Here is a 13,687-nt window from a genome sequence, read left to right as displayed (position 1 = left end):
AATTAATTTTTTCCTAGGTAGATTAATTTTCTATTTTTAATACTTACCAAAACCCTACCTCCATTATTTTGCCTTAATTCATCATAGACTTTATAAGAATTAATAATAGCCGTTTCCCATTGCTTTTGAGTGCAACTACTAACTTCAATACCACTTACTAGCTTTTGAATCGTTTTTAGAACCTCGGTGTCAACACTACTACTGTATTTAAACAACTGATGATCTAAAGAGTGGTTATAGATGTATAAGCTAACAAGTTCTTCAGTAATTGTTGCTCTAGCACCGTCTTCTACCTCGTCAATATTATCATCACTTTTTCGCTTTAACCCCATCAATTTGCGAACAACAGGTGACCAACCTAAAAAAGCAACATAGCCAAAGTGAAAAATGTCATGAAAGCGATACCCATCATCTTGATGGGAATTGTCAGTTATTTCATCACCTAATTGGTTGCCCGTCTTTTTTTCTATGATATGAACCTTTTCTCTTCCATTATCATTAATCACTTCAAAAACAACTTCAAACTCTCTAGGAAATTGTTCATCTTTTGGATATGACTCATCATATGTAATGAAATTTGAAGTTGAGGAATTATCAAAGCGATCGATAATTTTATCCAAATTACTCGAAGCAACATCTTCAAGGTTTATATCATATTGTGTGGCAATTGTAGCTATATACCAAAGTACATCACCAAGCTCTTCTTTCAGTTTATTGTTGTAATTAGTATAGGACTCACCATCACGTAAACTTTTCTTTAATTCAGAAATTACAGATCCAGCTTCACCAATTAATCCTAAGAAAGGAATCAGTGCACTTGCTTCTTTTGCTTTTGCATAATCCTGAATTGTTTTACTCGCTTTTTTCTGATATTCTTTAAATTCCATTACTTTTTGTCTTTTATCAAATCTTTTACTTCCACATCCAATAGCTTTGCGATATCGAACAATAATTCAAGGCTTGGTTGCCTCCTGTTGTTGCAATAGTCGTTCACCATGCTAAAGCTTTTATTAAGCTTTTTAGAAAGCCAAACTTGCTTGATTCCTTTTTCCTCTAAAACTTCTTTTATACGGTTCATAATGTTCAGTTTTGATGAACATGTCGATAAATATAGTAATGCATAAGGATAAAATATAGGATAATATCAGATGTTTTTATTTAAACTTGTACAAGTTTAAATGCTCACTACGTAATCTATTTACATTTGAGTCAGTCAATTAAGTGTCGATGTGATTTTGGGAAACTCTAATGAGTTTTATACAAGCCTATCATATATTCTTATAGGTAGGGAAATTCAAGGTGTTAAGTCACACTTCTATAAAAGAAAAAACGAAGATTTTGAAAAGCGACTTGTTTTAAATTTAATACAAGTTGAATGGTATAAAAAACTGAATCAACACTAGTAAACATCAGTGAAATTCCAGTGAACTTTTGGTTTTTCACCTATAATGATTGCTCCTAGGTACTCTTGATTCGCTTTATGAATCGAATTACGAATTATTTCATAAACTTTCGCAAGATTTTGTTTTTCAAGTAGTTCATTCAAAACCTCAAGAACATTTATGTAAATTTTCTTTTCAATGTAAACTTTTAAAAAACGAGGATCATTGTTATCTGTACCAATATTGCTAGAAATGTCCCAACCGTACAATTCAAAATCTTCAAGCAAAATCATCAAAAGTCCTTTTAATTCAATATCTGCGAATTGACTTTTCATATCTTCTCCGAATAAATTCATTTTTTGAGATGAGAAAATATAACGCTCTAGAACTTGATAAATGTCATCATTGTCGCTTTGGTAGTTTTTCATTAGACTCTTAAGCTCTTGAACCTCCTTTATTACCCAATAATATTCATAATAGGCTGTGTCGTTATTTGTTTGTGAAAAATGGATTCCAAGATACTTTTCACAAACCTGTTTAAACCAATTTGGGATATGAATATGTTCATGTGTACACACTAATTCGACATCAATAGGGGAAGGGGCTTTGTCAAAAACTACAATACTTTTTTTATATGTATTTCCTTTGTTTACACCAACGATATGGTATTGAACCCCAGTATTAATACGCGATGCTTTTTGAAAAAAGTTGTTGAGTTTATTAATACAAGTTGCGCGAAATGATTCATTGAAATGGTCTTGAATTTCTTCTACGGCCTTAAGTTGATTCAACTCCTGAAATAGTGCATCCGCTTGTTCTTGAATTTGTTCTAATGTCATAGTTTTAATGTTTTATAATGAGGGTAATTGTTTGATCGCTTTGACTAATGAGGAAACTTCTTTTTGTGCATAACCTTCCGTTGACTTGCTTGATCGATGTCCCATCAATCGTTGGGTAGCATACATATCCCCAAAAGAATTTACACATAGTGTAGCAAAAGTATGTCGAGCCGAATGGAAAGTGATTTTCTTCTTTTTTAGAGAGTCACAGTCAACACGTTCTAACAACCTACGTACAGTTCTACTAGCTGATCCACTTGTATCAGGAATAGTGAAAACATTGTCTTCGTCTAATCCTCGTTTCTTACCTATCAAATCAAACGTATCCTGAGTGAATGGGATCACTACTGGCTTTCTTGTTTTCTTTTGTTGTAATTCTATAATGTAAATAGTATCTTTATCACCTTCAGCACTATTTATGAGTGAAATATCTTTCCACGTTAACCTGCGTAAATCCGAAACTCTTAAACCTGTAAAACAAGCAAATAGAAAAGCATTTTTTATATCTGGGTTAAAGAATGGCGTTTCTTTGATAGCTTTTATCTCATTAATAGTTAAAGTATCTCGTGTTATCTCGTCTCGTTTATCCTTTGGTGGACGCTTAACCATTGAAGAGTAATCCTCTCTAATAAGGCCCATTTTATGAGCTTCTTTTACTACACTTTGAAACTTCCTGTAATAGGTAAGAATAGAGCTATTCGCGAACGTTCCTTTGGTAGGGTGTTTGTACTTTCTTAAAAACGCAAGAAATCGTTGACAGAAATTTAGATTCACATGTCGATATTCTAACTGTTTTGAACCATGAAACTTTTCAAGTAATTTCTCTACATTATCCCATACGCTATAAGTGTTTGGAGACGTCTGTTTACGCAATTCTTTCATTTCTTCAAACAAAATGAAGAAATTACCTCTGCCACGTTCTAAATCTCTCTTAAAAACTTCTGGGTGTTGATTGACTAGAATCGCAGATCGTTTACTTAAAAGAATTGATTCTGCTTTGTTTCTAAGTGCTTTTTGAGTTTTCTTATCGTACTCAGGTCGAATTTTAATATCCAATGTTTCATAGTAGCGAGTTCCACTCACATAGTAGTCCAAGTAGAATCCAACTACTCCGTCTTTTAATTTTCTTTCTCTTAGATGAACATTCGGCATTATTTACGAAAGTAACAAAAATGTAACAAACTTATAACAAAAAAACACACAGTATTTTTTACTGTGTGTTTCTATTATTTTACTTTGAAAGTGTTGTCTTTATTAGGCTTATCACTCGCCCGTGTAATCAACGATCAAATCATCGTCTGTTTTCGTCACTTTTGTGACTCCAAGCTTGCCGAGTGCCTTAATTCCTTTATCCCATTGCTTATTTGATAATCCAGTAGCTTCTTTTAAATCATTCAAATTCATTGATTTACGCTCTGAAATAATATCGAAAATAGCCTTTTCGTTTTCGTTTAAATCAAGTGATTTTTTCTCAGAAAACTTCTCAGGTTTCATTTGCGGGAAGAATAGAACCTCTTGAATGGATTGGTTATTGGTTAAGTACATTACTAAACGATCAATTCCAATACCGAGACCAGATGTTGGTGGCATTCCATACTCCAAAGCTCTTAAAAAATCCTGATCGATAAATTCTCCAGCTTCATCGTCTCCTTTAGCAGCGAGTCGCAACTGTTCTTCGAATCGTTCGCGTTGGTCAATAGGATCATTTAATTCGGAGTATGCATTGGCAATTTCTTTTCCGCACACCATTAATTCAAATCGTTCAGTTAAACTAGGGTCGTCGCGGTGGGCTTTACACAATGGGGACATTTCTTTAGGATAATCCGTAATAAAGGTAGGTTGGATATAATTTCCTTCACATTTTTCTCCAAAAATTTCGTCAATAAGTTTGCCTCGTCCCATTGTTTCGTCCGCTTCAATATTGTTCGATAAACACCATTGCCGCAATTCGTCCTCGGATTTATCTTTAATATCAAAACCTGTAAAATCAATGATTGACTGGCGCATGGTTACACGTTTATAAGGCGCTTTGAAATCTACTTTGTGCTCACCAAATACAACTTCCGAAGTTCCGTTAACGGCAATTGCGCAATGTTCCAATAATTTTTCGGTGAAATCCATCATCCAATTATAATCCTTGTAGGAAACATAAATTTCCATTGCGGTAAATTCAGGATTATGTGTGCGATCCATACCTTCGTTTCGGAAGTTTTTTGAAAACTCATATACGCCATCAAAACCTCCTACAATTAAACGTTTTAAATACAATTCGTTAGCAATACGCATGTACAAAGGGATATCCAATGCATTGTGATGAGTTACGAATGGTCGTGCGGCTGCACCTCCAGGTATTGGTTGTAGGATTGGGGTTTCAACCTCAAAATAACCTTTATCGTTGAAGAATTGGCGCATAGCAGCCATCAACTTTGTTCGTTTTACAAAAACTTCTTTTACCTGTGGGTTCACCACTAAATCAACATAGCGTTGGCGGTACCTTAGTTCAGGGTTTGTAAATGCATCGTGCACTTTACCATCTTCATCCGTTTTAGGTTGTGGCAATGGTTTTAATGATTTACTGAGTACCGTAAATTTTTCCACTTTAACAGAAATTTCACCTACTTGTGTTTTAAAAACACGGCCCTCAACTCCGATAAAATCGCCATGATCCAATAATTTTTTAAAAACATCATTGTACAATGTTTTGTCTTCACCGGGGCAAATTTCATCCCGATTGATGTAGATTTGAATACGACCTGCGCTATCTTGCAATTCACCAAAAGAGGCTTTTCCTTGAATTTTCTTTCGCATTAAACGCCCTGCAATTACCACCTTTTTACCTTCTTCATAATTGGCTTTAATGGTCTTTGATAAATGATCAACAGGATATAAAGCTGCTGGAAAAGGGTCAATGCCCAATTCACGCAATTTTTCAGCAGAAGCTCTTCGTTGAATTTCTTGGTCGGATAGCTCGATCATACTCATAATTTCAGCAATTTAAGATTGCAAAGATAATTGTTAATACGGTGGGATGTGATATTTGAAACCGAAATTTAACGAAATTACTTTAAGTTTAGCCCTTTTTTCACGTTGAAAAGTACTATGTTTGAGGGTTTGAAAATTGTTTTGTACATTCATGGTGTTAAATAGAAGATTACGCATGTAATTTAACCCCATTTCGCAACTCAATTAATTGAATTTTACAAAGATGAAAGAACTGATTGCCAATTTATCGAAGCAAATAAAAGAAGCCATACAAATCGGCGAAAAAGCACATTTTCAACCAGCTTCAAAAGAGATTCATACAATTTTGGTGTGTGGTCTAGGAGGTTCGGGAATTGGTGGTAAGATAATCGCTTTGCTCTTGAAGAACGATTTGAAAGTTCCTTTTCTATGTATTAACGATTATGAAGTTCCTGCTTGGGTAAATGAAAACACATTGGTGATTGCATCTTCATATTCTGGAAACACGGAAGAAACGTTAAGTGCAGTGGCAGAATGTAATCAAAGAGGTTCAGAAATTGCGGTTATTACATCCGGCGGTGAGATTTTAGATTCGGCTAAAACGAATAATTGGAATTATTGTCAAGTTCCAGGAGGAGAGCAACCTCGTGCGATGTTAGCTTATTCTTTAGTTCAGCAATTATATCTTTTGTCTAAGTATGGTTTGATTGAATACAATCTCAAATCAGATTTGGATAAGGTGATTGACTTATTGGATGATCAAGAGCATGCAATACAAGAAGAAGCCATGCGGATTGCACAGGCGTTTCAAGGAAAACGCTCCATTATTTATGCAGGAAATGATTTTGAAGGTGTAGCTGTGCGATGGAGACAACAAATCAATGAAAATGGGAAAGAACTTTGTTGGCACCATGTATTACCAGAAATGACCCATAACGAACTTGTGGGATGGGCAGGCGGCAACAAAAATATTGCACCTATTTTTTTGAAATCAAGTTTGAATCATCCTAGGACGAATCGACGTTGGGAAATTTGTAAAGAAGTAATTCAAAACTATACGGACACTATTTTAGAAGTTGAGGCTAGGGGAACAACTAAATTGGAGCATACTTTTTTCCTTATACATCTTGGTGATTGGGTTTCGTACTTTATTTCTGAAATTAAGAATATTGATCCCGTTGAGGTGGATGTAATTTCACATTTAAAGGGAGAAATGGCTAAGATGAAATAGTCGTTTAAGTCTTACCATTAGAGTACAGGAAAACCTATAAAAGATTGATGTCTGTTTTTTGTGATAAAGAAGTTCTTATCGCACTATAAAAAAGACTCACCCCAATCCATTAAAACAGATTTTGATGAGTCTTACTATTAAACCAGCTTTTTAGTGGTGTGGTTCATCCACCTATCAATTATTAAATCTAAAAACAATTTATTTTTCTACTTTAGCCATGGGATTAGATAGGCCATCCCAATCAACCAAATGCATTTTCATTGATCCTACTTTAATATTAGCTTTCGCCATAATTGGAATTTTGTTTCCGTCATCAGTAATCCATACTGTAAGATCATCTTCACTATTAAAAACTCGACCTTCTTGAACAACAGGAGCAAACTTTAAACAACGATATTTCCCTGTCCTTGTTTTGATGACCTCTTTCCCTAAGAATTTGATTTGAGTTGGGTATAATTCGTCATCTAAAAAAATATTTACAAGGTATTTGTCTCCTTTTTTGGCTTTGCTAAAATCTAAAGTACGTGCGTAATAGAAACTAGAAATCATATCTTGTACCATATTGGGCACGTTAAATTTTTTACCTGCTCCGTTATCAACGGTGTTTTGGTGCTGAAAAAAAGTATAGTCTTGCTCTATTTTATACCCTCCTTCATTCACACGACGAATAAATAACCATGGAAACATACCTTCTGCATCCATATAAGACTCGTAGCGATCGTTTACTTTGTAAAACCATTCAAAGGCAGAAATGGTTTTTCCAATTCCTCTTACACGCCATAACTTGCGTCCGTTCACTTCTTTTTTTGTTTCATCAACTGTTAAGGTTGCTTCTCCCGCATCGAATATTCCATAGGTAAGGCGATAAATTAGTTTTTCGCCCGGTTTAAAAGCTTTGTTCTCTACCTTTTTAAAGGTTCCTGCTGCAATTTCATCTCCTGGCAAGTTCTCCATTCCGTGACTCACCAAGATAGTAGCAATTGCAAAAACTACCATACTTAATTTCTTCATCACTTTAATTTTATTGGTTTAATATTCTAGGTAAAACAAATTCCTTGCCAAAAAATGGCAATTGGATTTGTGCACCTATTGAGGTGGTTTTAAAAAATACGCAAGAGTTAAGCAATAATAATAAAATGACCTTAAACGTTTAGATTAACAATTACAGAAATACAGAGGTTTTCGGATTGATTCGAGATAAATTGCTTCTATTTTACGGGAAAAATTTGTTTTACAGGGGAATAGTACTTATATTTAGAAACAGAGTAAGTAGTTTTTTTCATTTCAAAGTTTAATAAGTCCGGTTCAGGAGAGGTTCCGGGCTTATTTCTTTTCTAAACAGTTTAGGGCTTCAACAACATCACGTGTATCTATTGCTAATGGTTGGGAAAAGTCAGTATTTTTTTCATCTACGAGGACGATTACATTTTCTCCTAATGGTCTCCATCTACCAGGATGAATAGGACGGATAGAAGAAAATAGACCGATGGCATAACGGTTGGCTAGACCGGCTATGTGCAAAGGACCAGTACTGGCAGCAACAAGTCCGTCGATATTAGCAATAAAAGCAATCAGCTCATCCAAGGTCATTTGACCAGATAAGTCATGAATATTTTCTTTGGATGGCAGTTGTGATCGAAATGATTCACTTTCTTTCTCTGTTCCAGTAAAGAAGAGATTAAATTTATGAGCATCTAAGGTTGATGCCAGTTGTATAAATTTGGTAACACCCCATTCAATGGCACTACCTTGTGATTTTGCGTGCAATACTAAATTGATTTTAGTGGGATCAATTAGATTTTTGAATTTTTCAGGTAAACTAGGGATTTTGTGAAAACCTACAAATTCCCCTAATTGATCTAAGGAGTATTCCTTCTGAATTCCAAGAGGAATAAGAAGTTTGGTATTCAGCTGTGCCTCGTGAAGATCTGATTTTTTTCGGGTAAAATTTGGGCGATGATTACAAGTTAACAAGTGGTATAAGCGATGCGATGTACCCACACGATGTTTTATTCCTGCTTTCTTAACGAGTTGTGCTAGTTTTTTACGTGGAAAAATATGCAAGAAAACGTCTATTTCTTGAGATTTCAACCAATCAACAAGGTGTTTTTCATCTTTTTTCTCCAATTCCGCCCACTCCCAAACTTCATCAATATGAGACGAACATTGGATGATTGGTTTTGTATAAGTGTTACCTAAAAAGATAATTTTAGTATTGGGAAAAGCTGTTTTTAGAATTCCTGCCAATGGCAAGGTTAAAACAACATCACCAATACTATCTGTTCGGCTGATGACAATTTTTTTTGGATCTTTTATCACGACTTTAAGAGCTGTTTGATTTTTTTGTATTTCAGGTAAGCTGCATAACTTGATTTTTTACTAATTATCCACCCTTCTTTACCATCCAAAAAGCCAAATTTGATAAAATAGCATTTAACGAACTTTAAAAACGCGCTCAGATATTCCTGAAATATGAAAGGTTTCTTGCCTTTTTTTACAAAAGCATTGGCGGCAATATCTGTAAAATAAGCGATTTGTTTATCATGATCTTCGGGATGATGATAACTATAATGTAATATATCTCCTTTTAAATGATTTATGGTTGTAGACTGGTCAAAGAGTTTAAATTCATCATGCGGGTTTTCCCCTGTCCATTCTCCTTTGCCTTTTTTCCAAAGTCTTAATTTGGTATCGGGATACCAACCGGTGTGATGAATCCATTTTCCGCAATAATTGGTCAATCTGTTCATTTTATAACCATCAGCAGTAGGATTATTTTTGATCGAAAGGATGGATTCTGTGAGCTTTTCATCTAATGCTTCATCAGCGTCTAACGAGAGAATTAGGGGGTGCTTGGCTTGATCTTTTGCCCAATTTTTTTGTTCTATATGACCTTCAAATGAATGCGGGATAAAGCGAACATCAAATGCGCTAGCAAGGGATTCGGTATTGTCTTTAGAATAACTGTCAACGATTATAATTTCATCCGCTACTGCCTGGACAGATTCTAAACAACGTACAATATTCTTTTCTTCATTATAGGTAATGATAACAACTGATAATTTTTGCGCTGTATCTTTATTCATTAATCAATCATTTTAGAGAAACTTTTCAGCAAAAAATAAATCAATTTTAAACGATTTAAATTCTACCTTTTCATGCGAGTTTCCATTCCAAAAATATACACTTGGAACATGGTTAATCGAATCGAGAGGCTCATAAAGCCATTCAACGCGTACCCATTCATCTTTCTTCAGGTATTGATCTAAACCAAAAACAATCAATTCTTTGTTGTTGACAAACACCATTCGCGTTTCTTTAATATCATGTCTTGCTCGAGCTTCAAAACTAAGTCTCATTCTTGCTCCTCTTCTTAAATTTAAGTTTTTTAATAAAACCGAGCTTGAATACGGTTGAAATTCGTTCACTTCAGTGGTCCAAGCATCCTCAATAAACCGTGGAGTTGATTTGTCTGTGTTTTTACTTTCAGGATTTAGATCAATTGAAATAGTTTGTTCAAGCTTCCAATGATCAAAAGGATATACCCTTGCTTTTTTATCTAAATCCAAGAAAGTATCCCAATATTTTTCCTTCGTAGCAGAACCTCCGCTGATGATACCATGTCTAATTTGATAGGCTTGAACAATATTTAAGCCAATGGTTAAAATGGTAATAATCGAAACACTATATTTAAGCCAGTTATGCGCTGCAATTTTTTGAAAAGTTAAGGCCATTAAGAACGCTAATAAAATATAATGGTCAATCATTACGCGTTGACTCATTCCTGCTCCGTAATACCAGCACCACCAACAGCTAAATATGTAAACACAAATAGCATAAAACATAATGCCAATCCATACTTGCGTCTTGTTTTTATGGTAAAGAAAATAAAATCCTAAAATGAGCATAACAAGTGCAAGAGGCGTATAGGTAAACCAACCTTTAAAATAGGAGAATAGAAACTCGGGCAGATGAGGTTGAGAAAACACAAAAACTTCTTCACCGTATGAATAAACAATCCAAGAATTCACCTGAGCTTTCCATAACAAGAAAGGCAAAGCCATAATAGGCACGATGATGAGTACAATTTTGAGAAAGTTAAGCGGTTTGAATGCAGATTGAAAAATTGAGCGGAAAAACTTCCAAGACGGAAAGAAAAATACGAGCAATCCTAATGCTAAACCATTTGTCGGTCTTGTAATTGCCATTAATGCTAAAAAAAACATTAAAATACCAACCCATTTAAACTGACCATCTTCTTTAAACTTAAACAAGGTATACACACACATGTTTACCATAAAAAAATTATAAATATGCGTAACAGACTGGTCATAAACTGAATAAAAAAAGATGTTCGTTCCAAGCACTAGCGCTAAAAGGGTGTAATTGCGGACACGATTATTGAAGTTTAAAAAGGACAGTATTTTATTGAGTATAACAAGTCCAAGAAAAAGATATGTCCATAAACCAATATCAAAAAGGAGTTGGTATAAAAAGGAATAACCATCCGCAGGTAAACCAAACAGTAAGGAAAGTACGTGAGCGATTAGAAAAAAGGGCAAATAAAGTACCGCAACCCCGGGAAAGGTTTTGTTGACCACTCCTTCGCCTGCCTCTTTTAAAAAGTCTTTTTGAATTTCTGTTGGGTAATACTTCTGATTCGTTTCTTTTAAAAAGTCGTATGATAGATCACTGTAGATAAAAATGGCGGGTAAATAAGCGTAATATGCTTGGGCGTCTCCGGCTATTGGACGCTCATAGGGGTTGTCAAAATCCTTTTGGGCAAGATGAAACAAGAATAAAGAAAACGTAAGTAAAAGAGGAATTTTAATAAAAGGATATCGTTGGATCATTTTAAATTTCTAAAGGCATCGTCAATATAGATAATTTTTCCTTTTTTCTCTTTCAATTCAGTTTCCAATGTTTCAATAACGGCATCTCGAAAGGCAACCCGTTCATTTGTCGGAATGACGTCTAATGGCATTAGTATATTTAAATCTTTCTTGTACTGAAAATTTATCATGTCTTGGTGCATTTCTACCCGCGTTAATCCCGTAAAATAAATGAGGTGAATTTCACGATCAAAATAAGCAATAACAGATTTATTAATACCAATTCTGAATGCCTTACCACCTCGCACTACACGCATTAAAAAAACCAATCCTTCTGCAAACAATAAAGCGAGTACAACCATTATTGGAAATACAAGTTTTGCATCTAGGCTAGACATTTGATAGAAAACATAGAGTAAAAGAAGGGTGAATGTATACTCTGCTACCGAATAGACGATTGATAAACGCTTTGCAGCATCACCAATTGGTCGTTCGAAGGTAAATTTTGTAAAACGAACCATGTCTTTTGCCCCTTGCCATCTTCTCACTATTCGCAAACTTCCTAAAAGTGCTATAACCAAGGTTACAGCATAAGCAATTTCATAGCGGTAAGGAAGGTTTTTTAGCGCTAAATTTGACGTTAATGAAAGGTCATATACAATCCCCATAGCAAACGCACAGAAAAGTACGAGAATAATACCTGAAAATACGTTTACTACTTTATTCATTATTTGGCCTTTCTAAACATTTTGAGTTTTGCTTTTTGAGCTTCTATTTCGGCTTTTGTTTTGTCAATATTATCCATTACGTTTTTAAATAATGGGTTTGATTCATCTGCATTAGCAAAAAACGACAAGTTATTTTCAAACTGTAGTAAATCTTTTTTCAAATGATCTATTTTAGTTCGAATAGCACGTTGTTCTTTTTCGATGAGGTTATCACTATTCGCATTTCCTTTTATGGAGTCGATTTTAGCTTGGAAAAGAATTTTATCTTTTTCATTTTTCTCCATTTTTATGGCATCATACTTTGCATCAAGTGCATCTTTATAGGCTTTGTAGATTTTGTCTTTATCTTTAAAAGGAACATTACCTATTTCAGCAAACTCAGCCGAAAAAGCTCTCAAATCTTCGATAGACTTTTTAGGGTCTTCGTTCAATTCATACGCTTTAATATTTTCAATTAAAGCTTCTTTTTTAGTTAAATTTTCTTTGTTAGCTTCATCTTTTTCTGCAAAATGACCTTCTTTTGCCGCAAAGAAATAATCGATTGGTTCACGGAATTTCTTCCACAATTTATTTTCAAATTTTGGACCAGCAGAACCAATTTCTTTCCATTGTTTTTGAAGCGCGATAATTTTTTGTGTTCCCGTTTTCCAATCAGTAGAATCTTTAATTTCATGTGCTGCTTCAATCAAAGCTCCTTTACGTTTCTTAATGCCGTCAAACTTTTGGTCACGCTCAGCATAAAACGCTTTCTTTTGGTCAAAAAATGAGTTACAAACAGCTCTAAAATCTTCCCAAACCTGATCGTTTTCCTCTTTTGGTCCGTATCCTATTGTTTTCCACTCTGCTTGTAATGCTAATAATTCGTCAGTTGTTTTTTTGAATTGTGCATGCGATTTAAGTTCTCCAGAAATGACTTCTTTTGCTTGCTCAATCAAGGCTTTCTTTTTTACGATATTTTCAGCTTGCTCTGCTCTTCTTTGATCATAGAACGCATGAATTTTTTCGTAAACTTTATTGACAATTTCCCAATAACTTTCTTTAATTTTTTCCCAATCGTCTTGGTGGGTTCCACCAATGGCGTTCCACTCATCTTGCAGTCGATGCAATTCTTTTTCGATTGTTTTAATTTTGTCCATTTCAAGCAAGGCCTTCAAGGCTTCAATAACATCCTCTTTAAGTTTTAAGTTACGCGTTAAATCGTGATCCTTAATTTCTTTATAGATATTAATGTTGTATTGAAAAGTGTCTACCAATTGCGAAAACTCTTGTTGAATGGCTTGACGCTTATCACGTGGAATAGGTCCTACTTCTTTCCAACTTTCTTGGATATCTTTAAAACGTCCAATAGCACGCCCAATATTTTCTTCGTTTTGCACTAAATCAGAAAATGCAGCGATAAGTGCTTTTTTCTTTTGAAGGTTGGCTTTTTCAGAATCTTTTTTTGCTTGAATTTCTACTTTCTTTTTCTCTTTAAAAAGGTTAGAAAAGACTTTAAATTCAGCGAGCAAAGGATAGATTGGTTTTTCGATTGCTTCTGGTTTTTCACCAGCTTCAATTCGTTCCAATTTTTTAATTTCCCATTGGCGCTCTTCTTCGTCTTGAATTTTATAGAATTCAGTAACTAAATCATTGAATTCATTTAAAGAAGGCATGACCAATTCTTGTTCGGCCAATTCTTTAATTTTCGCTACAATTTCAGCTTTCATTTTTTAAA

At 34.5% G+C, this 13,687-nt stretch carries 12 protein-coding genes; 1 reads left to right on the top strand and 11 read right to left on the bottom strand.

Going from position 1 to position 13,687, the window contains the following annotated elements; translation table 11 throughout:
- Positions 1–2 precede the first annotated feature (2 nt).
- The 5 genes from A8143_RS11110 to lysS form a co-directional block, all read right to left on the bottom strand.
- Positions 3–887: a nucleoside triphosphate pyrophosphohydrolase family protein gene (locus tag A8143_RS11110; protein ID WP_070138131.1), complete on the bottom strand. Its 885-nt coding sequence runs from the start codon at positions 885–887 to the stop codon at positions 3–5.
- Positions 887–1,078, bottom strand: a complete 192-nt coding sequence (locus tag A8143_RS11105) for a helix-turn-helix transcriptional regulator (RefSeq protein WP_070138130.1) — start codon at positions 1,076–1,078, stop codon at positions 887–889. The genes A8143_RS11110 and A8143_RS11105 overlap by 1 nt, the downstream gene beginning before the upstream one ends.
- Positions 1,079–1,399: 321 nt before the next feature.
- Positions 1,400–2,221 (bottom strand): hypothetical protein, encoded by an 822-nt coding sequence (locus tag A8143_RS11100; RefSeq protein WP_070138129.1) that lies wholly within the window; start codon positions 2,219–2,221, stop codon positions 1,400–1,402.
- A gap of 12 nt (positions 2,222–2,233) precedes the next feature.
- Positions 2,234–3,373: a site-specific integrase gene (locus A8143_RS11095; protein WP_070138128.1), complete on the bottom strand. Its 1,140-nt coding sequence runs from the start codon at positions 3,371–3,373 to the stop codon at positions 2,234–2,236.
- Between the two features lie 111 nt (positions 3,374–3,484).
- Positions 3,485–5,197: a lysine--tRNA ligase gene (gene lysS, locus A8143_RS11090; protein WP_070138127.1), complete on the bottom strand. Its 1,713-nt coding sequence runs from the start codon at positions 5,195–5,197 to the stop codon at positions 3,485–3,487.
- Positions 5,198–5,426: 229 nt separating this feature from the next.
- Here lysS and A8143_RS11085 point away from each other — a divergent pair, with 229 nt between their 5' ends.
- On the top strand, positions 5,427–6,413 hold the full coding sequence (locus A8143_RS11085) for a bifunctional phosphoglucose/phosphomannose isomerase (protein ID WP_070138126.1): 987 nt from the start codon (positions 5,427–5,429) through the stop codon (positions 6,411–6,413).
- 198 nt (positions 6,414–6,611) lie between these two features.
- On the opposite strand, the gene A8143_RS11080 is transcribed toward A8143_RS11085, so the two are convergent.
- The 6 genes from A8143_RS11080 to A8143_RS11055 form a co-directional block, all read right to left on the bottom strand.
- Complete coding sequence (locus A8143_RS11080) at positions 6,612–7,424, bottom strand: DUF3108 domain-containing protein (RefSeq protein WP_083261342.1); 813 nt, start codon at positions 7,422–7,424, stop codon at positions 6,612–6,614.
- Between the two features lie 312 nt (positions 7,425–7,736).
- The gene (locus A8143_RS11075; RefSeq protein WP_070138125.1) at positions 7,737–8,732 is read right to left on the bottom strand and encodes a glycosyltransferase family 9 protein; all 996 of its coding nucleotides are present in this window, start codon (positions 8,730–8,732) and stop codon (positions 7,737–7,739) included.
- A complete protein-coding gene (locus A8143_RS11070; RefSeq protein ID WP_070138124.1) occupies positions 8,729–9,499 on the bottom strand; it encodes a glycosyltransferase family 2 protein in 771 nt (256 codons plus the stop codon). Before A8143_RS11070 ends, A8143_RS11075 begins: the two co-directional genes overlap by 4 nt.
- Positions 9,500–9,511: 12 nt before the next feature.
- On the bottom strand, positions 9,512–11,266 hold the full coding sequence (locus tag A8143_RS11065) for a hypothetical protein (protein WP_070138123.1): 1,755 nt from the start codon (positions 11,264–11,266) through the stop codon (positions 9,512–9,514).
- Positions 11,263–11,973 (bottom strand): hypothetical protein, encoded by a 711-nt coding sequence (locus A8143_RS11060; protein WP_070138122.1) that lies wholly within the window; start codon positions 11,971–11,973, stop codon positions 11,263–11,265. Before A8143_RS11060 ends, A8143_RS11065 begins: the two co-directional genes overlap by 4 nt.
- Positions 11,973–13,679 carry a DUF349 domain-containing protein gene (locus tag A8143_RS11055; RefSeq protein ID WP_070138121.1) on the bottom strand — a complete coding sequence of 569 codons (1,707 nt, stop codon included), beginning with the start codon at positions 13,677–13,679 and terminating at the stop codon, positions 11,973–11,975. The genes A8143_RS11060 and A8143_RS11055 overlap by 1 nt, the downstream gene beginning before the upstream one ends.
- Between the last annotated feature and the right edge of the window lie 8 nt (positions 13,680–13,687).

It is taken from the genome of Crocinitomix algicola, from assembly GCF_001661595.2.
Taxonomy (GTDB): domain Bacteria; phylum Bacteroidota; class Bacteroidia; order Flavobacteriales_D; family Crocinitomicaceae; genus Crocinitomix; species Crocinitomix algicola.
Note: the sequence above shows the minus strand (reverse complement) of the source record. Positions and strands in the feature narration are given on the sequence as shown.